The organism is Streptomyces sp. DG2A-72, assembly GCF_030499575.1.
Classification (GTDB): domain Bacteria; phylum Actinomycetota; class Actinomycetes; order Streptomycetales; family Streptomycetaceae; genus Streptomyces.
In genome coordinates, this window is sequence record NZ_JASTLC010000001.1 from 2984643 (window position 1) to 3010157 (window position 25515).

Below are 25515 nucleotides of genomic sequence, written 5' to 3' on the forward strand. Positions count from 1 at the left end.
CCTAGCCTCATCAGCATGAATCGTCTGCCTCGCGGCGCCACGGCCGCGTTACTCGGCCTGTCCTTGGCCCTCCTCGGCACAGGCACGGCCTTGGCCGCACCCACACATACGCCCGCCCCTGCCCCCACCCAGAGCAACCAAGTACGCCTGGAACTCCCCCGCCCCACAGGCCAGTCGGCCATAGGCCGCGACACCCTGCACCTGGTCGACAAGACCCGCCCCGACCCGTGGGTGCCGGAGGCAGGCGCCCGAGAGCTGATGGTGTCGCTGTACTACCCCGCCCGCCCCGGACACGGCAGGACAGCCCCGTACATGACCACCGGCGAGGCGCGAGCCTTTCTGGAGGACCGCGATCTGGCCGACACCGTGCCCGCCGAGACACTCAGCGGCACCCGCACCCACGCCCGCCCCGGCGCCCGCCCTGCCCAGGGGAAGTTCCCGCTGGTCGTGCTGTCGCCCGGGTTCAGCGTCAACCGCTCGACCCTGACCCTGCTCGCCGAGGAGCTGGCGAGCCGTGGGTATGTGGTGGCCTCCGTCGACCATGCCTATGAGTCGGTGGGTACGGCGTTCCCCGGCAATCGCCTGCTGACCTGCGTCGCCTGCGAGAAGGCGGCCGGAGCCGGGGAGAACGTCGCCGAAGGCCGTGCCCAGGACGTCTCCTTCCTGCTCGACCGGCTGACCTCCCGCCATCCGGCCTGGCGCCACGCCGAGCTGATCGACCGCACCAGGATCGGCATGGCCGGTCACTCCATAGGCGGCGCTTCCACCGCGTCCACCATGGCCAGCGATCAACGGGTCCGGGCCGGGGTCAATCTGGACGGCACACTGTTCGACCCCGTGCCCGCGAGCGGCCTGGACGGGCGGCCGTTCATGCTGCTGGGCACCGAAGGGGACGACACATCCTGGGTGCGTGACTGGCCGCACCTCGACGGCTGGAAGCGCTGGCTGGCCGTGAAGGGCTCCGGACACTTCACCTTCACCGACACACCGGTGCTCGCCGGCCAGTTGGGGCTCCTGCCCCCGGAGGAGCCCCTGTCGGGCGAGCAGTCGCAGCGAATAACGCGCCGCTACGTGACGGCCTTCTTCGACCTCCACCTCAAGGGCGTCAGCCAGCCCTTGCTGGACGGCCCGTCATCGCAGTTCCCGGAAGTGCTCTTCTACAAATGACCTGCGGCTACGGGTGACCGTCGACAAATGACCTACGGGTGATCGTCGACTCAGAGCTTGACGATCATCTTCCCGGTGTTGTCGCCGCGCAGGACGCCGAGGAAGGCCTCCAGGTTGTTCCCGATGCCCTCGACGACCGTCTCGCGGTACTTGAGCGCACCCGAGGCGACCCAGGGGCCGACCTCCTCGACAAACTGCGGCTGGAGGTCGTAGTGGTCGCCGACCAGGAAGCCCTCGATGCGGCCGCGGGTCTGGATGAGTCGGGCGAGGTTGCGCGGGCCGGGGGCAGGCTCGGTGTTGTTGTAGACCGAGATCATTCCGCAGACGGCGATACGGCCGTCCCGATTCAGCCGGCCGATCGCCGCCTCCAGGTGATCGCCGCCGACGTTGTCGAAATAGACGTCGACCCCGTCCGGGGCGGCATCCCGGAGCTGGTCGCTGACCTTGCCGTTCTTGTAGTTGAACGCGGCGTCGAAGCCGTACTCCTCGACCAGCAGCTTGACCTTCTCGTCCGAGCCCGCGGACCCGACGACCCGGGAGGCACCCTTGAGCTTCGCGATCTGCCCGACCTGGCTGCCGACAGCACCGGCCGCACCCGACACGAACACGACGTCGCCCTCCTTGAAGGAGGCGGTGCGCAGCAGACCGGCGTACGCAGTGAGGCCGGTCATGCCGAGCACACCGAGGTACGTGGACAGCGGCGCGGCGCCCGGGTCGACCTTGACGGCGTTCTTCGCGTCCACGGCGGCGTACTCGCGCCAGCCGAAGAAGTGCAGGACGTGGTCGCCGACGGCGATGCCCTCGGCGTTGGAGGCGACGACCTCGCCGACGGCTCCACCCTGCATGACCTTGCCGAGCTCGAAGGGGGCGACGTAGGACTTGGCCGCCGACATGCGTCCGCGCATGTACGGGTCGACGGAGAGGTACTTGTTCCGGACGAGGACCTGGCCTTCGCCCGGCGTCGGGACCTCACTCTCGACCAGGGCGAAGTCCTCGGGCTTGGGCCAGCCGACAGGGCGGGAGACGAGGTGCCATTCGCGGTTGATCATGGGGGGCGCCTTTCCGAGCGAGCGAGAAATACTTCGATGCCAATAGTTCAGCACCTGAAACAACCATGCTCCTGAATATTTCATGATGTCAAGTAACGGGGTACGCTGAGCCGCATGGCCACTGACCGGAAGACCCGCCGCCCCGACGCCCTCACCATGGAAGTGGTCGAGCTGATCGGTGACGTCGTGGCCCGCTACCACGAGGACTTCGACGTCGCCGCCGCCGACCACGCCCTGACCGGCGCGCAGGCGCGGCTGCTCAGTCTGCTGTCCCTGGAGCCGCTGCCGATGCGCAAGCTGGCCCAGAAGCTGAAGTGCGAGCCGTCGAATGTGACCGGGATAGTGGACCGGCTGGAGTCCCGGGGGCTGGTGGAGCGCCGCCCGGACCCGAACGACCGGCGGGTGAAGCTCGCGGCCACGACCGACGAGGGCCGGCGTGTGGCGCGCGGCCTGCGGGAGTCGCTGCGGTTCGCGCGGGAGCCACTGGCGGGACTCTCCGAGGACGAGCGACTGGCGTTGCGGAATTTGCTACGGCGGATGTTGGAAGCGAGCTGAGCGCTTCGCTGGAGGGTGCCGCGATGTGCCGGGATGTGGCCGTCGTTCGACTGCGGCGCCGTCGTGGTTGGTCGCGCAGTTCCCCGCGCCCCTTTGGGGCGCTGCCGAAACCCCACTCTGCTGGCTAGGCGCACCACCACAGGAACCGCTCGCACGTTTCCGAAGGCGAGGGATCCGGTGTCGGGTCCGAGGTGGTCGGGTCCGCGCTGGGGGCAGGGGTCTCGGCGGGGGCCGATGGGGCGGGATCCGGGGTGGTCGGGTCCGGCGCCGGGGCCGCTGTCGCGGACTGGGAGTCCTGCTCGGTCTCTTCCTTTGTCGGCTTGTCGTCCTTCGCGGACTTGGACGCCGAGGGGGAGGTGGAGCCGGACGGGCTCGCGGAATCCGTCGATCCGGCGGTGCCCTCCGCGTCGCCTATCGGCTCGGCCGTCTCGCCCGCCTCCTTCGACGTGCCGCCGTCGGCGGACGCGTCGCCGCCCGCGGCCGCCGGTTTCGAAGGCGAACCCGGGGCGTCTATGCCGAGTTCCGCAAGGCTCAGGCCGGCGGCAGCGAGGATGAAGCCCGCGGATATCAGCACGGTCCGGCGACGGCGGCGCCGGTGGGCCGCGGCCTTGCGGTCGCGACGGCTCGCGCCCCCGGCGGGGTCCTCGTCGTCGGCACCCTCGGGGTCGGGCTCGTCGTCCGACTCGTCGTGGACACCGACCGCACCCACGGCGACCGTGACATCCCGCGCACGACCCCGGCCCCGACGACGACCACGACGCCGGGCGGCACGTCCGCGGGGCTCGTCCTCGTCGCCGTAGTCGTCGTCGCCACCGTCGCCGTACTCGTCGCCGCGACCCGTGCCGTACTCGTCATCGCGTCCGGCGCCATGCGCCGCGTCGCGATCATCACTGTGGGCCTCACCCTCACCGGCGCGTGGAGCCTCGTACGACCCGGCGGGCGCCTCGTAGGACCCCCCGGAAGCCCTGGGAGCGTCATAGCCCCCCGATCCCCCGTACGCCCCCTGCGGAGCGCCGTACGCCCCGCCCGGAGCCTCGTACGCCCCCGCGTACGCCGTTCCTGCGCCGAGTGAGCCGGGCGGTGCGCCGCACCCCGGGCAGGCCAGGGCGCCGTTCAGGTGCCTTTGGCACGGGTGGCAGTAGTCCATGACGCGAGGAGACTAAGTTCCTCACAGGCAACGTTCATAGTCACAGCTGTGAAAGTTATGTGGGGAACTTCCGCTTCCGGTATGGCACGTTGACGGCGGGGCACCGAAAGCTCTTCTCGAAAGTGTCGAAACTGTTATGTGTTCGACCCATTGACACCCCGACCGCCCCGTCCTTACTGTCACGCCAGCATTTCGAACGAGTGACGAAATATCGAACAACAACCGAGCCGACGACGCAACAAGGGGCAACTGCAGTGCGCATCACCGGAATCAGCACATACGTGGTCGGAACGCCGTGGCGCAATCTGACGTATGTCCAGGTGCACACCGACGAGGGGATCACGGGTGTCGGCGAGACCCGGATGCTGGGCCACACCGACGCGCTGATCGGCTACCTGCGGGAGGCCGAGAACAACCACATTCTCGGCTCCGACCCGTTCGCCACGGAAGACCTCGTACGGCGGATGAAGTACGGGGACTACGGGCGGGCCGGCGAGATCGTCATGTCCGGGATCGCCGTCATCGAGATGGCCTGCTGGGACATCAAGGGCAAGGCGCTCGGCGTACCCGTGTGGCAGCTGCTCGGCGGCAAGGTCACCGACAAGGTCAAGGCCTACGCCAATGGCTGGTACACGACGGAGCGGACGCCGGAGGCCTACCACAAGGCGGCCCAGGAGGTCATGGCCCGCGGGTACAAGGCGCTCAAGATCGACCCCTTCGGGACCGGGCACTACGAGCTGGACCACCAGCAGACCCTGTACGCCGTGTCGCTGATCGAGGCCGTGCGCGACGCCATCGGGCCGGATTCCGAGCTGATGCTGGAGATGCACGGCCGGTTCTCACCCTCCACCGCCGTCCGTCTCGCGCACGAGCTCGCGCCCTTCAAGCCCGCCTGGCTGGAAGAGCCCGTGCCGCCGGAGAACCTGAAGGCGCTCGAAAAGGTTTCGGCGAAGGTCGACATGCCCGTCGCCACCGGTGAGCGCATTCACGATCGCATCGAGTTCCGCGAGCTGTTCGAGAGCCAGGCCGTCGACATCCTGCAGCCCGATGTCGGCCACATCGGCGGCATCTGGGAGACCCGTAAGCTCGCCGCCACCGCCGAGACCCACTACATGCTGGTCGCGCCGCACAACGTCGGCGGCTCCGTGCTGACCGCCGCCTCCCTCCAAGTCGGCTTCTCCACGCCGAACTTCAAGATCCTGGAGCACTTCAACGACTTCGCCGACGCGGAGATCAAGAAGGTCGTCAAGGGGGCGCCCCAGGTCGTGGACGGGTACTTCGAGATCTCCGACGCGCCCGGTCTCGGCGTCGAGCTCGACACCGACGCGGCGGCCGAATTCCCGCAGCAGCAGGCCCGGTTCGACCTGTGGGCCGAGGGCTGGGAGCAGCGCAAGCCGAAGGGCAGCGGGAAGTGAGCACCGCCGTCGTCATCGAGGCGCCCGGCGAGCACCGGCTCACCGAGCACACGCCGCGTGAGCCCGGTCCCGGCGAGGCGCTCGTCGGCGTGCACGCCGTGGGGATCTGCGGCAGCGACCGCGAGGTCTATCAGGGCAACCGGCCCGAGGGGTACGTCCGTTACCCGCTCACCCCGGGTCACGAGTGGTCGGGGACCGTGCACACCGTCGGCGCCGGTGTGCCGGAGTCCCTCATCGGCCGCAAGGTCGTCGGCGAGGGCTTCCGCAACTGCCAGGTCTGCGACCGCTGCCACGCGGGCGAGACGACCCTGTGCACGGCCGGCTACGAGGAGACCGGGTTCACGCAGCCGGGCGCCATGGCCGACACGCTCACCCTCCCGGCCCGGCTCCTGCACGTCCTGCCGGACGCGGCCGACCTCACGGCGGCGGCCCTGCTCGAGCCCGCCGCCTGTATCGCGGCCGCCGCGCTCAAGGCCAATGCCCGGCCCGGGGAGCGCGTGGCCGTCGTAGGCACCGGCACGCTCGGCATGTTCGCCGTGCAGTTCCTGAAGGCGGGCTCCCCGGCCGAGCTGCTGGTCGTCGGCACGCGGGGCGACCGCGAGGCGCTGTCGCGCCAGTACGGCGCCACCGACTTCCGTACGAAGGACCAGCCGCTTCCCGACGACTTCGACGTGGTGATCGAGACCGCCGGGTCCGCGTCCGCCGCGCGCACCGCCGCCTCCCTGCTCAGGCGCGGCGGACGCCTGGTCCTGACGGGCATCCCGGCGCCGGGCGCCGAGGGTCTCGACCCGACCGATCTGGTCGTACGGCAGCTGGAGGTGCACACCGTCTTCGGGGCGCCGCCGGACGCCTGGGCGCACACGGTGCGGGTGTTCGCCGCCGGGCTCCTCGACCCGTTGCCGCTCGTCTCGCACGAGCTGCCGCTGGCCGAGTTCGCGCAGGCCATCGAGCTGGTGGGATCCGGTGATCCGAAGGTCGGCAAAGTGCTCCTGCGCCCCTAGCCGTACGCCGGTACGGGGGCAACCTGACGGCTTCCGTACCGGCGTACACCCAAGCCCCCCGCACCCTGAGCCGCGAACTTCGTCCGACATATCGAACAAGAAGGACAGCTTGTGACCGACGCCTCCGATACGGCAGCCCGTCGACCCGGTGAGCAGGCCCTCACCACGCTCGGCCTGGGTGCGCCCACCCTCGACCCCGCCGACGCCTCGCCGCACTCCTTCCCCGGTGGCGGCGGCTGGCGCACCGAGGTCCCCTCGTGCGAGGGACCCGAAGCGCTGGCCGTGATCCTGAAGGAGTCCTCGCGGCTCGATGTGCCGATCCACCGGATCAGCCAGGGCAGCGGTGTGTGGATGCTGACCGACGCCGAGATCACCGAGATGGTCGACGCGACGAATGCTCGTGACATCGAGCTCTGCCTGTTCACCGGCCCGCGCGGGACCTGGGACATCGGCGGATCCACCCGGACCGACTCGCGCGGCGGCGGTCTGCGCGCCCGTGGCCATGACGCCGTCGCCGGCTGCGTCGAGGACGCCGTCCGGGCGACGGAGCTGGGTGTCAAGTGCCTGCTGGTCGCCGACGAGGGCGTGCTGTGGACCCTGCACCGGGCCCGTACGGCGGGCATCATCCCCGCCGACACCACCCTCAAGGTCTCGGCGCTGATCGGACCGGTCAATCCGGCCGCGTACGCGGTCTACGAGAATCTGGGCGCCGACTCGATCAATGTGCCCAGCGATCTGACGCTCGACCATCTCACCGAGATCCGGCGGGTGTCCGCCGCTCCCATGGACATGTACATCGAGGCCCCCGACGATCTCGGCGGCTACGTGCGCATGTACGAGGTCGCCGAGCTGATCCGGCGCGGTGCACCGCTCTACCTCAAGTTCGGCCTCTCGAAGGCGCCCGGTATCTACCCGTACGGGCACCATCTGCGCGATCTGACGCTGACCACGGCCCGGGAACGGGTGCGGCGCGGCCGGCTCGCCCTGGACCTGCTCGCGCGGCACGGAGCGGACGGCGAGATGGCGCCGCTCGGCTCCCGGCTGCCGGGCGCGCTCCGTCGTTTCGAAACACCCTCATAACGTTCCGGCCGTCACCTCTTCACAAAAGAAGACGCAGCCGAACACAATCCCACACACCCTCTCTTCGGTCGTACCGCACCACCGACGGGTTTCACCGCACCGCCAGACCGAGCCAGTCACAGACATCAAGGATGATGATCATGCGTACTCGCCGAGCCGCACTCGCCGCGATAGCCACGGCCGCCTCCCTCTCCCTCACCCTCACTGCCTGCGGTCAGAGCGGCGAGGGCGGCAGCGAGGAGGGCTCCGGTAGCTCCGAGGGAGCCACCATCGGCATCGCGATGCCCACCAAGTCGTCGGAGCGCTGGATCGCCGACGGCAACAACGTCAAGAGGGAACTGGAGTCCAAGGGGTACAAGACCAAGCTGGTCTACGGCGAGGACGACCCGGACCAGCAGGTTTCCCAGGTCGAGAACCTGATCACGCAGAACGTGAAGGCGCTGATCATCGCGGCCATCGACAACAAGTCGATGAACAACGTGCTCCAGCAGGCCAAGGACGCGAACATCCCGGTCATCTCCTACGACCGCCTGATCCTCGGCACCCAGAACGTCGACTACTACGCCTCGTTCGACAACGAGAAGGTCGGCGAGCTCCAGGGCAACTACATCGTCGAGAAGCTCGGCCTGAAGGACGGCTCCAAGAAGGGCCCGTTCAACATCGAGCTGTTCGCCGGCTCCAACGACGACAACAACACCCGCTACTTCTTCGGCGGCGCGATGAAGGTCCTGCAGCCCTACATCGACAAGAAGCAGCTCGTCGTCCGCTCCGGCCAGACCAAGCTGACCCAGGTCACCACCCTGCGCTGGGACGGCGGCACCGCCCAGAAGCGCATGGACGACATCCTGACCGGCTCCTACAAGTCCGAGCGGGTCGACGCGGTCCTCTCGCCGTACGACGGCATCTCCATCGGCATCCTGTCGGCCCTGAAGTCCGACGACTACGGCTCCACGAGCAAGCCGCTGCCGATCGTCACGGGCCAGGACGCCGAGCTGGCCTCGGTGAAGTCGATCATCGCGAACCAGCAGTCGATGACCGTCTTCAAGGACCTCCGCGAACTCGCCAAGGTGGCCTCGAACATGGTCGACGCGGCGCTCAACGACAAGGAGCCCGAGGTCAACGACACCAAGACGTACGACAACGGCTCGAAGGTCGTCCCCGCCTACCTGCTGGAGCCGGTGGCCGTCGACAAGTCCAACTACAAGAAGGAACTCATCGACTCCGGCTTCCTCAAGGAAAGCGACCTCTAAGACAACCGCCGCACCTAGGGATTGGAAGGCACGACCATGGCGGGACCCGTCCTGGAAATGCGCTCGATCGTCAAGACCTTTCCCGGCGTCAAGGCGCTGTCGGACGTCACTCTGACCGTCCAGCAGGGCGAGGTCCACGCCATCTGCGGGGAGAACGGCGCCGGCAAGTCGACCCTGATGAAGGTCCTCTCCGGCCTTCATCCGCACGGGACGTACGACGGTGAAGTCCTCTTCGAGGGAGAGGTCTGCAAGTTCAAGGACATCAAGGCCAGTGAGCATCACGGCATCGTGATCATCCATCAGGAGCTGGCCCTGATCCCCTACCTCTCCATCGCGGAGAACATCTTCCTCGGCAACGAGCACGCCACCCGCGGGATCATCAGCTGGACCGAGACGCTCAGGCACGGCACCGAGCTGCTGCGGCGGGTCGGTCTCAGCGATCACCCGGACACCCGCGTCGCCGACATCGGCGTGGGCAAGCAGCAGCTCGTCGAGATCGCGAAGGCGCTGTCGAAGAAGGTGAAGCTGCTCATCCTGGATGAGCCGACGGCCGCCCTGAACGACGAGGACAGCGGCAAACTCCTCGATCTCATCCTGGAGTTGAAGAAGCAGGGCATCACCTCGATCATCATCTCCCACAAGCTCAACGAGATCCGCAAGGTCGCCGACTCGGTGACGATCCTGCGCGACGGCCGCACGATCGAGACGCTGAACGTGAAGGCCGCGGAGACCACCGAGGACCGGATCATCAGCGGCATGGTCGGCCGGGATCTGGAGCACCGCTTCCCGGAGCGGTCGAAGCACGACACCGAGGTGGGCGCCTCGGCAGCCCTGGAGGTCCGCAACTGGACCGTGTTCCACCCGATCGACCAGCAGCGCAAGGTGGTCGACGATGTGTCGCTGTCCGTGCGGCGCGGGGAGATCGTCGGCATCGCGGGCCTGATGGGCGCCGGCCGCACCGAACTGGCGATGAGCGTCTTCGGGCGCACCTACGGCCGGTACGCGGGCGGTTCGGTCTTCAAGGACGGTCGGGAGATCCGTACGAAGACGGTGGCGGAGGCCGTGAAGCACGGCATCGCGTATGTCACCGAGGACCGCAAGCACTACGGCCTCAACCTCATCGACACCATCGGCCGGAACATCTCGCTCAGCGCCCTGGGCAAGGTCTCCAAGCGCGGGGTGGTCGACGAGCACGAGGAGCGGCAGGTCGCCGAGGGCTTCCGCAAGTCCATGAACATCAAGGCGCCGACCGTCTTCGAGCCGGTGGGCAAGCTCTCCGGCGGCAACCAGCAGAAGGTCGTCCTCAGCAAGTGGATCTTCGCGGGTCCGGATGTGCTGATCCTGGACGAGCCGACGCGCGGTATCGACGTCGGCGCCAAGTACGAGATCTACACCGTCATCGACCAACTCGCCGCGCAGGGCAAGGCGGTGGTCTTCATCTCCTCCGAGCTGCCGGAGCTGCTCGGCATGTGCGACCGCATCTACACGATGGCCGCGGGCCGGCTGACCGGTGAGTTCTCGCGGGCCGAGGCCTCGCAGGAAACGCTGATGCGTCAGATGACCAAGGACAAAGAGGTAACCCGATGAGCACGGATGTGACCGCCAAGACGCCGGCCCCCGCGCCGGCCGGGAAGGGCGGTTCGAGCACAGGCGACGGCCTGTTGCAGCTGATGTTGGACGGTATGCGCCGCAATATGCGGCAGTACGGCATGCTGTTCGCACTCGGCCTGATCGTGGCGCTGTTCGCCGTGTGGACCGACGGCGACCTGCTGCTGCCGCGCAATGTCTCCAACCTGGTGCTGCAGAACAGCTACATCCTGATCCTCGCGATCGGCATGATGCTCGTCATCATCGCGGGCCATATCGACCTGTCGGTCGGCTCGTTGACGGCGTTCATCGGCTCGATGGCAGCCGTGTTCATGGTCAAGAACGACCTGCCATGGCCGGTCGCGGTGATCCTCTGCCTGGCCATGGGCGCGGTCGCGGGCGCGGCACAAGGGTTCTTCATCGCGTACGGCGGCATACCGAGCTTCATCGTCACCCTCGCGGGCATGCTGATCTTCCGCGGTCTCACCGAGATCTTCCTCGAGGGCCAGACGCTGGGCCCGTTCCCGGAGGGGCTGCAGAAGGTCTCCAACGGCTTCATGCCGGAGGTCGGGCCGGATACCAACTATCACAACATCACGTTGTTGTTGGGCATCGGGCTGATCGCGTTCGTGGTCTTCCAGGAGTTCCGCGACCGCCGCCGGCAGCAGGAGTTCGACCTCGACGTCCTGCCCACCAAGCTGTTCCTGCTGAAGCTGGTCGCGCTGGGCGCCGCCATCCTCACGGTGACGCTGATGCTCGCCAGCTACAAGGGCGCCCCGATCGTGCTGCTCGTCCTCGGTGTGCTGCTGGTCGGCTTCGGCTATGTCATGCGCAACGTGATCATCGGCCGCCACATCTACGCGATCGGCGGCAACCTCCCGGCGGCCAAGCTGTCGGGTGTGAAGGACAAGAAGGTCACCTTCCTGGTCTTCCTGAACATGGGCATGCTCGCTGCCCTGGCGGGTCTGGTCTTCGCCGCCCGCTTCAACGCGGCCTCGCCCAAGGCCGGTCTGAACTTCGAGCTGGAGGCGATCGCGGCCTCGTTCATCGGCGGCGCGTCGATGAGCGGCGGCGTCGGCACCGTCCTCGGAGCGATCATCGGCGGTCTGGTCCTGGGCGTGCTGAACAACGGTATGAACCTCGTCGGTATCGGCACCGACTGGCAGCAGGTCATCAAGGGCCTGGTCCTGCTGGCGGCGGTCGGCTTCGACGTGTGGAACAAGCGCAAGGTCGGTTCGTAAGTCGTCCCGGGCCCCGCTCACAGAGCGGGGCCCCTCCATTTGCAGGAGCCGCACATGGACATGAACAGACGTACGGTCATAGCCGGAGCCGCGGCGGCGGGGATCACCGCCGCGACCATGGGCACCGCGCACGCCACGGGAGGCAAGAAGCCGGTGAAGTCGCTCTTCGGCAAGCTCGCCGACGGCACGAAGGTCCACAGCTGGTCGCTGGAGAACGGGGGGACGCGGCTGAAGGTCCTCTCCTACGGCGGCATCGTCCAGTCCCTGGAGATCCCCGACCGGCGCGGGCGCTACACCAACGTGTCGCTGGGCTTCGACAACATCGAGGACTACGTCGCCAACAGCCCGTACTTCGGCGCGCTGATCGGCCGTTACGGCAACCGCATCGCCAAGGGCAAGTTCACCCTGGACGGCAAGAGCTACCAGCTCTCCGTCAACGACGGCGAGAACAGCCTGCACGGCGGGACCAAGGGCTTCGACAAGGTCGTCTGGAACGTCGAGCCGTTCACCAAGGGCTCGGACGTCGGCCTGTACCTGTACTACACGAGCGTCGACGGCGAGATGGGCTACCCCGGAACGCTGAAGACCAAGGTGACGTACACCCTCACCCGGCACGGCGACTGGCGCATCGACTACGAGGCCACCACCGACAAGGCCACCGTCGTCAACCTCACCAGCCACGTCTACTGGAACCTCGCGGGCGAGAGCAGCGGCACCATCTACGACCACGAGCTGTCCATCGCCGCGTCCCGCTACACGCCGGTCGACTCGGGGCTGATCCCCACGGGCGAGCTGGCGAAGGTCGCGGGCACCCCCTTCGACTTCCGCTCCACCAAGACCGTCGGCGAGGACATCCGCGTCGCCCACCAGCAGCTGCTGTACGGCAAGGGCATCGACCACAACTGGGCGCTCGACAAGGGCATCACGGCCAGGCCGCAGCACGTCGCCACGCTCCGCGACCCGTCCTCCGGCCGCACGATGAAGATCGCCACGACCGAGCCGGGCCTGCAGTTCTACTCGGGCAACTTCCTCGACGGCAGCTTCGCCGGCACCGGCGGCAGCATCTACCGGCAGGGCGATGCGCTGTGCCTGGAGACACAGCACTTCCCGGACTCGCCGAACCAGCCGTCGTTCCCGTCGACAACGCTGCGACCTGGGCAGACGTACCGTTCGACGACGGTTCATTCCTTCGGGAAGTGACCCTGCTTCACAGTAGCTTCACAACTTTCCATCGAATTCTCAGCGGTTGAACAGCGCCTCATAGGCATCCGTATCTAAGGGCGGCCCGCGCTCCCCCGCGCGGGCCGCCCAAAGACGACGGACCCGGTCGTCCCCACCGGGTCCGCCCCATACGGAGGTTCCATGGCTGAGAACGTCACCTCGCTGTTCCGCAGCACGGCGGCGCACAGCCCGTCGATGGCGGCGCTGACCCGCGAGGGCGGCGACGGAGCCGGTCCGATCGACTTCTGTATCCCGTGCAACCCGTACTTCCCCACGCCCGCCATGTTCGACGACATGGCAGGCCGGTTGCGCGACATCATCACGTACTACCCCAGCAGCGCCGACACCATCACGGCCGAGCTGTGCAACCTCCTCCAACTCCCGCCGCAGGCCGTCGCGATGGGCAACGGCTCGACCGAGCTGATCACCTGGATCGACCACCTGATGGTGCGTGAGTCCCTCGCCATCCCCGTCCCCACCTTCGGCCGCTGGACCGACCAGCCGATGGAGACCGGCAAGCGGGTCGACATGTTCCCGCTCCAGGAGTCCAGCGGCTTCGCCCTCGACCTCGCGCAGTACGCCGAGTTCATCCGGGCCCGCGGCACCCGCGTCGCCGTCATCTGCAACCCGAACAACCCCGACGGCGGTTATCTGCACAAGCACGCGCTGGTGCAGTTCATGGACGCGATGGCCGACCGGGATCTGGTCGTCATCGACGAGTCCTTCCTGGAGTTCGCGGACGCCGAGCAGGAGCCGTCGGTCGTCCACGAGGCGATGCTCCGCCCGAACGTCATCGTCCTGCGCAGCCTCGGCAAGAACTTCGGACTGCACGGCATACGGTTCGGCTATCTGGTCGCCAACCCGGCGCTCGCGGGCCGGGTCCGCTCGATGCTGCCGAAGTGGAACCTCAACGCCTTCGCCGAGCACGTGGTGTTCATGCTGAAGAACCACGGCCAGGAGTACGCGCAGAGCCTGCACCAGGTGCGCCGCGACCGCCTGGACATGGCCAGCCAGCTCTCCGCCCTGCCCGGCCTCACGGTCTACCCCTCCCAGGGCAACTTCCTCTTCGTGCGCCTCCCCGTGGGCGCCGAAGGCACCGTGGTCCGGGACCGGCTGCTCACCGAGCACCGGATCCTGGTCCGCGAGTGCGGCAACAAGATCGGTTCGTCCAGCCGCTTCCTGCGACTCGTGGTGCGCCCTCAGGTCGACGTGCGTCGCCTGGTGTCCGGCCTGGAACAGGTGCTCTACGGGACCAGGAGGGGAGCCGCCGTGCCCGAGCTGGATACAGGGACCAACTACAGCTCGGGTACGGCGGCGGTGGACCGGCTGGTGGGGCAGACCAACGGGGCGGGTGTGCAGGGTCTTGCGGCGATGGCCTCCGGCGGCATGGCGGCTCCGGGGCAAGCCGGAATGCCGACGCCGATGCCTATGCCGATGCCGGCGGCGGCTTCGGCGCAGTCCTACCCGCAGCCGGTTGCCGCGCAGGCGTATCCTCAGCCGGTGCCTCCGGCGGCGCCAGTGCCTCCGCCTGCGCCGACGCCGATCCCGGCGCCCCAACCCATCCCCGCGCCCCAGCCCGTCCCCGCGCAGTTCCCGGCCGCTGCCGCGTCGGCGGCCCAGCCGACGGGCCCCACCCCGCCGGGAGTTCCGGCCCGGGGTGGGCTCACCGCCGCCCAGGTGCGGGGAACCAATGGGCTGACCCCGGCGCCGGCCACTGGGTGGCCCAATGCCGGGAGTTGGCCGAGTGCGGCGGGGCAGGCCGGGTAGCGCCCTTTCGCCGTAGGGGTGCGGGTGCTTGGGCGACTGACGGTTCGTTGTGGCTTGTCGCGCCCGCGCGGCGGAGCCGCAAATTGATACAGCCCCGCGCCCCTTACGGGGCGATGCACTACCCGGAGTTCAGACGCCACTGTTGGCAGTTGTTGCCCAGCCAGCTCCACTGGCGTACGTCCGTCCCGTCCGCCGTTCCGCAGTTCGTCGCTTCGGCCACCTTGCCCGTTGCCTGGTTGACGATCCTGACGTAGCCGCCGTCTGTCGCCACGAAGCGGAACCGTTGGCAGGTGTTGTTCAGCCACGACCACTGGCGTAGGTCGGCGCCGTCGGCGGAGGAGCAGTTCTCGGTGTCGAGGGCCTTGCCGGTGGCGACGTTGACCAGGCGGTGGGTGTCGTCGCCCAGGTCTTCGAGCCGCCACTTCTGGTTGTTGCCGCCGCTGCACGTCCACTGCTGGACATTGGCCCCGTCGGCCGTCGAACCCCCGGCCACCTCAAGGCACTTACCACTGTTGCGGTTCGAGAGGGTGTACGTCGTGGAGGCGGAGGCCGGCTCTCCCGACGGGCCGGTCATGCTCGCGCCGAGGCGTGCCGGTGTGCCGAAGTTCGGGGTGCCGTCGGAGTTCCAGGTGAATTTCTGGGCGCGGGCTGTGCGCCCGTTGTCGCAGCCATCGCTCGCGGCGTCGTTGGCGTGGTAGACGATCCAGTTCTCGGTGCCGTCGGGGGACGTGAAGAAGCCGTTGTGTCCGGGGCCGTAGACGCCTGCCGCGTCATTGCGCTGGAAGACGGGCGTGGACTTCTTGGTCCAGGAGGACGCGGAGAGCGGGTTGGAGCCGGTGAGGGTGAGCTGGCCTAGTTTGTAGTCGGGGGTCCAGCAGCCGCTCGCCGAGTAGATGAGGTAGGTCCGGCCGTTGCGCTGCAGGATCTCCGGGCCCTCGTTCACCGTACCGCCGGACCTCTCCCAGGAGTTGGTGGGAGTGGAGATGGTGGAGAAGCCGGTGGCGAGGGTGTAGGGGTTGGACATGCGGGCGGCCACCAGGTTCTGGGTGCCTCCTCCGCTCGCGCTGCCGAACAAGTACAGGCTGCCGTTGATCGTGGCGACCGTCGCGTCCAGCATCCAGGCCGAGTTGAGCTGGTTGCGGTAGGTGTACGGGCCCATGGGGTCGGACCCTGCGCTCTCCAGGACGTGAGTGCGTTGGGTCGGGTTGTAGTCGGAGACGTTCTGGCCGGCGACGTAGTACAGATACCAGCGGCCGTTGATGAAGTGGATCTCCGGCGCCCAGATGTTGCAGCAGCGGTTCGGCGCGTCGCCCTTCCACACCTCCACGCTGGGCGCGGAAGCGAGCCCCGCCAGGGTCGTGGACTTGCGCATGGTGATGACGTCGGTCCAACTCGTCGCCACCATGTAGTAGTTGCCGTTGTGGTACGAGATCCAGGGGTCGGCGCCCTTCTGCGCCTTGACCGGATTGGTGAAGGAGGCCGCGCTCGCGGAGGACTGTCCCAGCCCCAGCAGGATGACCAGCGCGGCCAGCAGGGTCAGTAGGCGACGGGCCATCCGCTGCTCCAGTTCAGTAGGTTGATGCCGAGTTTGGGCCTGCCGTTGTCCTGGCCGTCGTAGTAGTGGTAGACGATCAGGTCCCCGTCGGCATCGTTCATGATCGACTGCCCGCCGGGTCCGATGTACCGGCCGTGCGACTCCAGCACGGGCGTCCCACCGTTGTTCATCATCGCCACGCCGTTCTTGTCGTAGTACGGCCCGGTGACGCTGGTGGCACGGCCGACCTTGACCTTGTACGTCGAACTGGTGCCGGCGCAGCAGGTGTCGTACGAGGCGAAGAGGTAGTAGTAGCTCCCCCGCTTGACGATGTAGGGCGCTTCGACGGCCTTGGTCCCGGTGGGGCGGGAGGCGAGCGAGTACCGAGTGGTGTTGCTCGACAGCTGCTTACCGGTGGACGGATTGACCTGGATCATCTTGATCCCCGTCCACCAACTGCCGAAGGACAGCCACCACTTGCCGTCGCTGTCGACGAAGAGGTTCGGGTCGATGGCGTTGTAGTCGCTGGACGAGCCGGAGGTGTAGACGGTCCCCTGGTCGCTCCAGCTGCCCGGCCGGCCGGTGCTGGAGGTGGCGAGCCCGATGGCCGAGGTGTTCGAGCCGAACTTCGAGACGGAGTAGTACAGCAGGTACTTGCCACCGTGGTACGAGATGTCCGGCGCCCAGGCCTCCGGCACGGAGGAGTACGACGACCACCAACTCGGCCGCGACGAGAACGCGTCCGCGCCCGCACTGAAGGCGGTGCGGTTGCCGGACGTCTTGCTGGCGATGCCGCCGCCGGTGGCGTACAGCAGGTACTGGCCGGACGACGTGCGGATCATCGTCGGGTCGTGGGTGACGATGGAGCCGGTGACGGTACCGGGGTTGGGGTAGGCCGACGCGCTGGACGGGATGAGGGCCAGCAGGGCGGCGGCGGGGAGGGCGAGAAGGGCGGTTTTGGTGCGGCTCACGTGAACGCTCCTGTTCTGCATCTCGAACAACGATCGTCACTTCGGACGGACCGTAGAATCGAATCACTTGCGCGTCAATGACCCGCGCACGTCGCAGAAGTCGACGACCCACGCCCACCGAAACGGGCCAGCCATCCCGGCAGGTCCACCTCCGCAAGGACGGTCTTGCCGGGAGGGTCCCGGTCCAGCACCTCCCACCGGTCGGCCAGCGCCTCGACGAGGACGAGTCCGCGGCCGTGTTCACCGAGGAGACACGGAGGCGGTACGTCGCCCGGCTTCGGGAGGCCGGGTTCGGTACGGGTGTCACTGACCTCGACCCGGATGCTCCCCGTCGGCAGCGACAGCCGCAGCTCGAAGTCCCGCCCGGGGACCCGGCCGTGGGTCACCGCGTTGGCCGCCAGTTCGGCGACGATCACAGCGACCGCCTCCGAGGCGTCACTGCCGTACGGGATGCCCCAGGTGTGGAGCTGGTTCAGGGCGAGGTGCCGGGCGAGACGGGCGCCGCGTGGGGTGGCACTGAGGCGCAGGGTGAACGTACGTACGGTAACCGGGGGTTGGGGGGTGAGCGGTGCGTGCATGCTCAATCTGGCGGTCCTGCGGGGCAGTTCACCAGGCCGGCGGCGCGTACGGTGCGGGAGCGTACGCGGTTACGGGCTGGACAGTACGCGTGACCGACCGTGACCATGTGCGCGGGAGGTGACCGACAGTGGTCGATGCGGTGGGTGGCGGTGAGCCGGAGGCGTCGGACAGTCTGCGGACGTTCGGGGCGGTGGTGCAGGCGTTGCGGGAGCATGCGGGGCTGAGCCGGGAGGAGTTCGGGGAGCGGGTGGGGCTGTCCAAACACACCGTGGCTTCGGTGGAGTTGGGGCGGCGGATGCCGGATCCGGAGTTCGCGGAGCGGTCGGAGCCGGTGCTCGGCAATACGGGGGCCGTGCGGAACGCGGCCAAGCATTTGGCTCCGCAGCCGGGGTTGGCGGCGTGGTTTCGGCGGTGGGCGCGACTGGAGACGACCGCGATCACACTGTGCACGTACGAATCCCGGATGGTTCCCGGTCTACTGCAGACGAAGGACTACGTGCAGGCATTGGCCGCCGACCAGTTGCCGCCGCTGGACGACTCGCAGATTGAGGAACGGTGGGCAGCACGGGCGGAGCGACAGCGACTGTTGCGGGAGCGGCCGAACACGGCGTTCAGCTTCATCCTCGAAGAGCACCTGTTCCTTCGACGCACCGGCGGGGTGGACGTGACGCGCGCGCTCATCGATCACGTACAGGAGATCGCCCAGCTGCGGAACGTCGAGATCCAGATCATGCCCCTCGTGCAGGAGTCGCACGCCGGGCTTCAGGGCCCCATGCGGCTTCTGGAAACCCCGGACAACCAGTGGTTCGCCTACTGCGAGGGGCAGGAGAGCGGGCAGTTGATCTCCGACCGGAAACTGGTCAGCGTGCTCCAGAGCCGGTATGCCAGGATGCGTTCACAGGCTCTCACCCCGAAGGACTCCATGAGCCTGTTGCAGCGGATGCGAGGAGACCTATGAGCACGTCCGAGATGACCTGGTTCAAGAGCAGTTACAGCAGCGCATCCGGCGACGATTGCCTCGAAGTAGCCCTCTCCTGGCACAAGTCCAGCTACAGCAGCGGCGGCGACGGCGACTGCGTCGAGGTCGCCCTCACCCCCGCCACCATCCACGTACGCGACTCGAAGAACAATCGCGGCCCGCAACTCACCCTCTCCCCCACCACCTGGACGGAGTTCATCGCGCACGTGGCTGGCCGTGGCCGGTGAGATCCCCGCGTCGTGGGCGAGTTCGGTCGTCGTCACGCCATGGTCCGCGACCGAGTCGAAGCGGGTGAGGACGCGTCCCCACCAAGGGGCCAGCGCGGTGGCTAAGTACTGCCGTAACACACGCGCGAGGTGGGCGACCGTCTCCTGGTCACCGTCGGCCAGCGGCCTCACCCAGCGCAGTCGGCGGCCGGCGGCCGGCGCGGGACAGTTTCATGAGGGTCTTCCTTCCCCGTTGGGTGCGTACGCGACGTCGTACCGCGTACACGGACCAGCCTGTGCCCCATGAGCCCGCAGCCGCACACCGCTTAGACCTGGATCGAATCGAAACGGCATGTCCGGCAAGCAACTTGACGAACACTCACCCCATGGACCCCACAGATCGCTCCCGAGTCAATGGTCCGCGCAGCACCGGTGGTCTGCGCACGTCTCCCGAGCCGGGACTTGACGGGTACCGGAGGTACCCCGTTCGTGCACCGCACTGTGCCCTCAAGCTTCTTGCCCTGCTCGATCGGGCCGCGTAGGAACGGTCCAGAGGGATGTCTCGGCCGAGTTGCCGGGACTCAGCGGGAGCCAGGAGGGATGCGCAACCATGCAGGCCCACGATCACGACGTGACGAGGGGCGCGGAGCGAGCCCGTACGGCAGCTCCACCCGCCAAGAGCCCGCTCCCGCAGAGCCAGAACTCGCCCGCCGTCGGCGGAATGCCCCCGGCTCCACTGCTCGCCCTGCAGCGCACGGTCGGCAACGCCGCCGTCTCCCGCATGGTGGAGCAGGAGCGGCACGAGCACGGTCCTGACTGCGGGCACGAGCAGGCGGAGCCGGTGCAGCGCCGCCACCGGCCGGCGGAGCCGGTGCAGGGCCGTTCCGCGGTGCACGATGTGCTCGGCGTTGGGGGCCGGCCGTTCGGCGGGCCGCTCAAGCAGGAGATGGAGGCGCGGCTGGGCGCCGACTTCTCCGACGTCCGGCTCCACACCGACGCCGCGGCCAAGGCCTCGGCCGCCGAGATCGGCGCTCGTGCCTACACCTCGGGCAACCACGTGGTGCTCGGCGCGGGCGGCGCCGACAAGCACACGCTGGCCCATGAGCTGACCCACGTCATCCAGCAACGCAGCGGCCCCGTCGCCGGGTCCGACAACGGTGCGGGGCTCAAGGTCTCCGATCCGCACGACCGGTTCGAGCGTGCCGCCGAGGCCAACGCCCACGCCGTGCTGAACCGGCCGATGCCCACGGCGTCCTCCGACGCCGGAGCCCACGAGGGTGACCGCTCGGTGCAGCGCGCCGAGAAGGCCGGGACCGTTCAGCGCACGCCGGACGGAACGACGCCGCCCACGAGCCAGAACCCCGGTAACCCCGCCCCGCCCGCAATCAGCCAGGAGCAGTTCCTCGCCGTTATGGCGGGTGTGAAGGACCACATCGCGAACAGGTACATCGAGGACCACGTTCCGGACCTCAGGGACTGGGCCACCGGCGCGAACGACGCGGAGGCCTATCGCACGATGACCGACAAGGGCTCCTTCTGGACGCGTTCGCGGAACCACGAACCCACCACCACAGGGGGCCGGGCCTTCGTCGCCTCGAGGTCACAGACGAACACGGACGACATGGCCATCGAGCGCGGCCCGAACAGCGCGGACTGGCAAACGGAGGTGGAGCAGAAGTTGGTGGCGGCACTCAACGAGAGGGTCCTCCACCACTACACCTCCGAGGGGCGCATCAACACGATCTTCGAGAACGGCGAGCCCGGCGAGATGAAGTCGAAGCAGAAGCTCGTCAAGGACGACCCGTCGAAGGCGAACGCCCACAACACCGGGGAGTTCGACGAGCAGGAGCTGGCGAACGACGGATTCGTGTTCTTCTTCATCGGCAAGAAGAACGCGGCGTTTCGCAACACCCGATTCTCCGAGGGTTCCGGCCGTCCGGCGCGCATCGAAGTGCCGATCGACGGCCTGGTCAAGAGCGGCTGGATCATGATGAACGACTTCCTGGATCAGGAGTACCCGACGCTGCGCTCCGACGCGGAGGGGAACCTCCTGTCGTACAAGCGGGACGACCTCCATCCCCAGGACCCGAAGTTCAACTCCCCCGAGGGAAAGATGATGGAGGCCATGGCGTCGATCCGGGGGATCTGGACGCAGGTCCCCCACCTCGACGTGCTCGCGAAGAACATCGCAACGTTCCTCTCGCAGTCGTTCGCAAACGGCGCGGGGTCGGTCGGGCCCCAGCAGACCCAGGCGATCATGGATCTCGCCAAGGTGCGCAAGTGGGTCGACGACGCGTTCAAAAACAGGGGGCTCGACGGCGAGTACCGCGGACTCGTGAACGAACTCGAGAGCCAGTTCGCGAAAAGCGTCAAGTTCGACACCCAGGTCCGGCGCTTCGATCCGGACAGCGAGCTCATCGGCGGTCAGATGCGCTACATGGAGGGCACCCCGGGCGCGAAGAGCCCGGAGGCGAAGCTCACGCCGGGTGCCGTCGCCCGGTACAAGGAGCATCTGCGCGGCAACATCCTGGCCGGACCGCACATCATTCCCGGCCTCGCCTCCCGCGGCGTCCTCGAGATCACCCGTATCGAAGGACAGGGCGGCCACGATGCGCTGGTCAGGAAGATGAAGGCGATGTTGGGTGACGATCTGGTCGACATGCTCCTCAAGGACTTCATCCGGCCGCAGGCCATGATGCCCTGGTCGGTGGCCATCACCAGGGGCGATGTCACGTACAAGAGCTGAGAGCCCCACCGGGCGGGCGGCCCCAGCGGTCACTTGGGGCCGCCCGCAAGGTCACTTACCCGGGCACTCCTTCCAGGCCAAGTGGTAGGTCGTGCTGATGTCGCCGTCGGTCGAGTCCATCGTCATGAAGCTGGAGCTGCCCGGTGTCGACGTCCCCGCGCTCACGCGCAGCTCCGTGTTGATGTTGAAGTTGCGCTCGACACCGCAGGGCGACCAGACGATCTGGGCGTACTCCGTCTCGTCCGTGGCCTGCCAGTTGTCGTTGTACAGGCCGCTGAAGGTGTGGGTCTTGGACGTCGTGTTCGACGAGCCCTGGAAGTAGTACGAGGCCTTCTGCATGCCGGTCGCGCCGCGCTGGAGCGAGGCGAAGCCCCGGTAGTCCGCGCTGGCGATGCCGTAGGTGAAGCCGCCGGGGACGTGGACGATCAGGTTGAGCTGGCAGTTCTTGCGGAATGCCGTGGGGTCGGCGTTGCCGCCGACCTTGGCGAGGTAGTCGCTGTAGGTGACGGTGAAGGCGGTGTTGTCCGCGGAGACGGCCACCGCGGCCGTGCCCAGCGGGCAGCCCGAGCCGTTCACGGTGGCGACCTTGATGACGACCTTGTCCGTGGGCGGGTCGTCGAAGGAGGCGGACTGGGTCGCGTGCGCGGGGAGTGTGGCCGTGAGGAGAGCGGCCAGCGCGCCGCCGCTCAGCAGGAGTCCACGAGACATGGTCTCTCCAAAGAGTTGGGGGGTGGCTGTGTGCCTCCAGCCTTCGTTGATTCTTGAAGAAACTGTGAGGTTTCTGTGAAGGCGAGAGGCGTTCGCATCGTACGCGCCGCATGCACGGCCGTCAGGGGCGAACTCCGGCCATTTACAACCCAGTTGAGCGAGCAGTCTAGGGACTGACCGGCTGCGGCTGCGACTCCGCCTCGGCCTGCTCGGTCTCCGCCGCCTTCTCCTGGCGGTACGCGCGGATCGAGTAGGCCAGGGCCGCGGCCCACACCGCGTACAGGGCGACGTACAGAGAAGTGCTCAGTCCGCGCGACGCGCCGATCCAGTCGCTCTTCAGCAGCGTACGGACGTTGGTCACGATGATCACGCCGCCCACCGCCGAGCCCAGGATCCGCGGCGGGACCAGGCGCACGAGCCACGCGGCGATCGGCGCGGCGACCAGGCCGCCGATCAGGAAGGCCGCCACCCACACGAAGTCGATGCCCTGTGAGCCGAGCGAGAAGAGGAAGCCGAGGCTCGCGGCTACCGCGACCAGGAACTCGCTGGTGTCGATCGAGCCGATGACCTTGCGGGGTTCCATTCGGCCGCTCGCCAGCAGGGCGGGCGTACCGACCGGGCCCCAGCCACCTCCGCCGGTCGCGTCCAGGAACCCGGCGACCAGGCCGAGCGGGGTGAGGAAACGCCTGCGCAGTGGCTTGCCCAGCTGGCCCTTCGGCACGCCGCGGAAGGTGAACCGGGACATGACGTACAGGCCGAGCCCGAGCAGGATCAGGGACATCACCGGCTCGGCGACCTCGGTCGAGAGCTTCGACAACACCGTCGCGCCCAGGAAGGCACCAACTGCCCCCGGCACACCGATCTTCGCGACGACCTTCCAGTCCACGTTCCCGAACCGCCAGTGCGAGGCGCCCGACATCAGCGTCGTACCGATCTCGGCGAGGTGGACGGTGGCGGAGGCCGCGGCCGGGTTGGTGCCCATGGCGAGCAGCAGGGTGGTGGAGGTGACGCCGTAGGCCATGCCGAGGCTGCCGTCCACGAGTTGGGCTCCGAGGCCCGCGAGGGCGAGCAATATCAGCGTGCGCATGCGGTCGCTCCGTCCCGTCTTCCCGAGGATTCCTACCGGGTTGGTAGGGATAGACAGGAGGGGATGCTAGGGCATCAAGCTGAGGAGAAGCTGAGAGCCTCTGGGCTTGTTCCCGTGCCGCACTGCGCCCAAGGAAAACGCCCGGCTGGGAAAGCCCAGCCGGGCGCCGGTGCCTGGCCCGCCCAGGAGCGGGTTCAGCGAGTCGAACGCTGGATCAGCTCGTACTGGGCGGACGTGGACTCTCCGGTGATGAGCCCGTAGCCGCCGGCGGACCAGAACTGTCCGGTGCGGCCGGTGGGCGCGAGGGCCTCGATGTCGTACGCCTGGGTTTCGCCACCGGGGACGGCGTCGCCCTCGACGGAGGTCCAGACGCCGTCGCGCAGGCGCCAGTAGAGGGCGGTGCCCTCGTAGCCGTAGCGGTCGCCCGAGACCCAGACGGTGCCCTTGCCGTCGCCGGTGATGGCATTGGCCCACAGCCCGTCGACCGGCCCGGTGACGTCGTGCCAGGTGCGGCCGTTCCAGTGCAGCACCTTGGTCTGCTGCGGTTCGTCTTCGACGTACGGGGTGAGAGCGGTGACCCAGACGCTGCGGGCGGACTCCTGGTACACGGACGTGATCGTGAGATCGCTGCCGGCCGGCGCGGTGTCGGTCCACGAACGGCCGTCCCAGTGCAGGAGCACGGATCGGCCCGGCTGGCCGGCGTACGCGAACTGCCCGACCGCCCAGGCATCGTGGGCGGTCCGCGCTTCGATGGCGCTGATGTGGACGCCCGTGGGGAGGGGCGTGCTCTGCCAGACGCCGTGGGCGTAGGAGTTGATCGCGGTGTCGCTCACCAGCCAGACCTTGCCGGGGACGGCGGCGAGCTTCGCGAAGCCGTAGCCCTTCTCCGCAGGCAGCGGCATCTGCGTCCACCGCTTGCCGTCGTAGTGGGCCAGGGTCTCGCCGTCCTGGCCCCAGCCGTACGCCCAGACGTCGTGCGCCGACACCGCGTCCACGGCGTACCACACGCCGGTCCCCGGCACACCGGGGGTGGACTGCTGCTGCCAGGTCCTGCCGTTCCAGCGCAGGATGACGCCCTGGCTGCCGATGCCGTCGACATACTGGGATCCCACCGCCCAGGCGGCGTTCGGACCGGCCGACGCGATGTCGGAAAGCGCGGAGTTGTCCGAGAGCGTCCCCGCCAGGGAGGTGCGCCAGGCCGGAGCCGAGGCCTGGCCCGGGGCCGACGCGGCGGGAGCCGCACCGTCCGCCGCTGAGACCGCGGCCGGGGCGACGGCCACGGTAGCCGCCGTTAAGGCCGTGACGATCGCGATCTTGAGATACGTGCCTGTCTTCATGACTGCTCCCCGTTGTCTGCCGGCTACGGGGGTGCCGCGTGGATCCTGCAACTTCGCCCCCGTGGTCACTTGCTCACTCATGAGACCGCTCGCCCCGCCGGACGGTTGTGCCAAACAGAGGGCGATCGCATATCGGGCTGTCGGTCCGATGTCGGCCGCTGTCAGCGTCTTGTCGGCAGGGCCTGGAACCTTTCCAGGCCCTGCCGGGTGCGCCTCCGGCAGACATGCGACAGGCAGGGAATCCCCATGACCACTGACGTCACCATCATCGGCGCCGGGCTCGGCGGCCTCACGCTTGCCCGTGTCCTGGCGGGCTGCTCGCCATCCACGCCTACAACGGCCGCTGGCCCTGCAGGCGGCGGATCTGATGGACGAGTTCCAACGCCACAGCCCAGGACATGAGCACTACGGGTTCTCCCAAGCCGCCGGTTCGGCCGCCAGCTCCTTCACCGCCACCGGCAGGGCGTCCGCCGCGATGTCCGCGATCGTGACGCCCTCCAGGATCCGGCGGACGTTGGCGCGCAGCGCGATCCACAGCGGCAGCAGCGGCTCGGCCGACCCGGCGTAGGACAGGCCGGTCGGGCGGACCCCGCGTACGGACACGATGGGACCGTCGACGGCCCGGATCACATCGGCGACGGTGATCGCCGCCGCGTCCCGGGCCAGCCGGTAGCCGCCGTTGCCGCCGCGCCGGCTGTCGACCAGTCCGGCGCGGCGGAGGTCGCCGAGGATGCCCTCCAGGAATTTGTGCGGGATGTCCTGGACCGTGGCGATGGTCTCCGCCTTCACCGGACCGTCGCCGTGGCGCACGGCCAGCTCCAGTGCCGCCCGTACCGCGTAGTCCGCCCGTGCCGAGATCCTCATACGACCATTGTCACCGGTCCCGCC

General features: G+C 68.2%; 23 protein-coding genes. 14 read left to right on the top strand and 9 right to left on the bottom strand.

Translation table 11 applies throughout. The features are described 5' to 3' along the window. The first annotated feature begins 15 nt into the window (after positions 1 to 15). On the top strand, positions 16 to 1167 hold the full coding sequence (locus QQY66_RS14340; RefSeq protein ID WP_301979769.1) for an alpha/beta hydrolase: 1152 nt from the start codon (positions 16 to 18) through the stop codon (positions 1165 to 1167). Positions 1168 to 1217: 50 nt separating this feature from the next. Here the strand turns inward: QQY66_RS14340 and QQY66_RS14345 are convergent, their stop codons facing one another. Beyond that, positions 1218 to 2216: an NADP-dependent oxidoreductase gene (locus QQY66_RS14345; protein ID WP_301979771.1), complete on the bottom strand. Its 999-nt coding sequence runs from the start codon at positions 2214 to 2216 to the stop codon at positions 1218 to 1220. A gap of 114 nt (positions 2217 to 2330) precedes the next feature. Here QQY66_RS14345 and QQY66_RS14350 point away from each other — a divergent pair, with 114 nt between their 5' ends. Further along, positions 2331 to 2771: a MarR family winged helix-turn-helix transcriptional regulator gene (locus QQY66_RS14350; RefSeq protein WP_301979772.1), complete on the top strand. Its 441-nt coding sequence runs from the start codon at positions 2331 to 2333 to the stop codon at positions 2769 to 2771. Positions 2772 to 2895: 124 nt separating this feature from the next. Here the strand turns inward: QQY66_RS14350 and QQY66_RS14355 are convergent, their stop codons facing one another. Then, a complete protein-coding gene (locus QQY66_RS14355; RefSeq protein WP_301979774.1) occupies positions 2896 to 3480 on the bottom strand; it encodes a hypothetical protein in 585 nt (194 codons plus the stop codon). On the opposite strand from QQY66_RS14355, the gene QQY66_RS14360 reads away from it, so the two are divergent. The 9 genes from QQY66_RS14360 (at position 3460) to QQY66_RS14400 (ending at position 14480) form a co-directional block, all read left to right on the top strand. After that, complete coding sequence (locus tag QQY66_RS14360) at positions 3460 to 3843, top strand: hypothetical protein (RefSeq protein WP_301979775.1); 384 nt, start codon at positions 3460 to 3462, stop codon at positions 3841 to 3843. The two genes, QQY66_RS14355 and QQY66_RS14360, sit on opposite strands and share 21 nt — an antisense overlap. 329 nt (positions 3844 to 4172) lie before the next feature. Continuing rightward, positions 4173 to 5333 (top strand): mandelate racemase/muconate lactonizing enzyme family protein, encoded by a 1161-nt coding sequence (locus QQY66_RS14365; protein ID WP_301979776.1) that lies wholly within the window; start codon positions 4173 to 4175, stop codon positions 5331 to 5333. Further along, positions 5330 to 6334, top strand: coding sequence for a zinc-binding dehydrogenase (locus tag QQY66_RS14370; RefSeq protein ID WP_301979778.1), 1005 nt, complete (start codon positions 5330 to 5332; stop codon positions 6332 to 6334). The genes QQY66_RS14365 and QQY66_RS14370 overlap by 4 nt, the downstream gene beginning before the upstream one ends. A 111-nt stretch (positions 6335 to 6445) precedes the next feature. After that, positions 6446 to 7414: a hypothetical protein gene (locus tag QQY66_RS14375; RefSeq protein ID WP_301979780.1), complete on the top strand. Its 969-nt coding sequence runs from the start codon at positions 6446 to 6448 to the stop codon at positions 7412 to 7414. 140 nt (positions 7415 to 7554) lie between these two features. Beyond that, positions 7555 to 8664: a multiple monosaccharide ABC transporter substrate-binding protein gene (gene chvE, locus QQY66_RS14380; RefSeq protein ID WP_367666972.1), complete on the top strand. Its 1110-nt coding sequence runs from the start codon at positions 7555 to 7557 to the stop codon at positions 8662 to 8664. A gap of 36 nt (positions 8665 to 8700) precedes the next feature. After that, entirely contained in the window at positions 8701 to 10251 is a 1551-nt protein-coding gene (gene mmsA, locus QQY66_RS14385) for a multiple monosaccharide ABC transporter ATP-binding protein (RefSeq protein WP_301979783.1), read from the top strand. Next, complete coding sequence (gene mmsB, locus QQY66_RS14390; protein ID WP_301979785.1) at positions 10248 to 11492, top strand: multiple monosaccharide ABC transporter permease; 1245 nt, start codon at positions 10248 to 10250, stop codon at positions 11490 to 11492. The genes mmsA and mmsB overlap by 4 nt, the downstream gene beginning before the upstream one ends. A 54-nt stretch (positions 11493 to 11546) precedes the next feature. Continuing rightward, positions 11547 to 12692, top strand: a complete 1146-nt coding sequence (locus tag QQY66_RS14395) for an aldose epimerase family protein (protein ID WP_301979786.1) — start codon at positions 11547 to 11549, stop codon at positions 12690 to 12692. Positions 12693 to 12854: 162 nt separating this feature from the next. Beyond that, positions 12855 to 14480 (top strand): histidinol-phosphate transaminase, encoded by a 1626-nt coding sequence (locus QQY66_RS14400; RefSeq protein ID WP_301979788.1) that lies wholly within the window; start codon positions 12855 to 12857, stop codon positions 14478 to 14480. A gap of 118 nt (positions 14481 to 14598) precedes the next feature. Here the strand turns inward: QQY66_RS14400 and QQY66_RS14405 are convergent, their stop codons facing one another. The 3 genes from QQY66_RS14405 to QQY66_RS14415 all read right to left on the bottom strand — a co-directional run bounded on the left by QQY66_RS14405 (position 14599) and on the right by QQY66_RS14415 (position 17563). Further along, the gene (locus QQY66_RS14405) at positions 14599 to 16035 is read right to left on the bottom strand and encodes a family 43 glycosylhydrolase (protein ID WP_301979790.1); all 1437 of its coding nucleotides are present in this window, start codon (positions 16033 to 16035) and stop codon (positions 14599 to 14601) included. Next, positions 16017 to 16985: an arabinan endo-1,5-alpha-L-arabinosidase gene (locus tag QQY66_RS14410; protein WP_301979792.1), complete on the bottom strand. Its 969-nt coding sequence runs from the start codon at positions 16983 to 16985 to the stop codon at positions 16017 to 16019. Before QQY66_RS14410 ends, QQY66_RS14405 begins: the two co-directional genes overlap by 19 nt. Before the next feature lie 74 nt (positions 16986 to 17059). Continuing rightward, a complete protein-coding gene (locus QQY66_RS14415) occupies positions 17060 to 17563 on the bottom strand; it encodes an ATP-binding protein (RefSeq protein WP_301987312.1) in 504 nt (167 codons plus the stop codon). Between the two features lie 128 nt (positions 17564 to 17691). Here QQY66_RS14415 and QQY66_RS14420 point away from each other — a divergent pair, with 128 nt between their 5' ends. The 3 genes from QQY66_RS14420 (at position 17692) to QQY66_RS14430 (ending at position 21495) form a co-directional block, all read left to right on the top strand. Beyond that, complete coding sequence (locus tag QQY66_RS14420; RefSeq protein ID WP_301979794.1) at positions 17692 to 18522, top strand: helix-turn-helix transcriptional regulator; 831 nt, start codon at positions 17692 to 17694, stop codon at positions 18520 to 18522. Beyond that, positions 18519 to 18770, top strand: coding sequence for a DUF397 domain-containing protein (locus QQY66_RS14425; RefSeq protein ID WP_301979796.1), 252 nt, complete (start codon positions 18519 to 18521; stop codon positions 18768 to 18770). The genes QQY66_RS14420 and QQY66_RS14425 overlap by 4 nt, the downstream gene beginning before the upstream one ends. A 589-nt stretch (positions 18771 to 19359) precedes the next feature. Further along, positions 19360 to 21495 carry a DUF4157 domain-containing protein gene (locus tag QQY66_RS14430; RefSeq protein WP_301979798.1) on the top strand — a complete coding sequence of 712 codons (2136 nt, stop codon included), beginning with the start codon at positions 19360 to 19362 and terminating at the stop codon, positions 21493 to 21495. A gap of 51 nt (positions 21496 to 21546) precedes the next feature. Here the strand turns inward: QQY66_RS14430 and QQY66_RS14435 are convergent, their stop codons facing one another. The 4 genes from QQY66_RS14435 to QQY66_RS14450 form a co-directional block, all read right to left on the bottom strand. Further along, positions 21547 to 22203 (bottom strand): DUF4360 domain-containing protein, encoded by a 657-nt coding sequence (locus QQY66_RS14435; protein WP_301979799.1) that lies wholly within the window; start codon positions 22201 to 22203, stop codon positions 21547 to 21549. Between the two features lie 166 nt (positions 22204 to 22369). Then, complete coding sequence (locus tag QQY66_RS14440) at positions 22370 to 23290, bottom strand: sulfite exporter TauE/SafE family protein (protein ID WP_301979801.1); 921 nt, start codon at positions 23288 to 23290, stop codon at positions 22370 to 22372. A 194-nt stretch (positions 23291 to 23484) separates the two neighbouring features. Next, positions 23485 to 24627 carry a hypothetical protein gene (locus QQY66_RS14445; RefSeq protein WP_301979802.1) on the bottom strand — a complete coding sequence of 381 codons (1143 nt, stop codon included), beginning with the start codon at positions 24625 to 24627 and terminating at the stop codon, positions 23485 to 23487. A 405-nt stretch (positions 24628 to 25032) separates the two neighbouring features. After that, the gene (locus tag QQY66_RS14450) at positions 25033 to 25491 is read right to left on the bottom strand and encodes an Rrf2 family transcriptional regulator (RefSeq protein ID WP_301979803.1); all 459 of its coding nucleotides are present in this window, start codon (positions 25489 to 25491) and stop codon (positions 25033 to 25035) included. Positions 25492 to 25515: the final 24 nt, after the last annotated feature.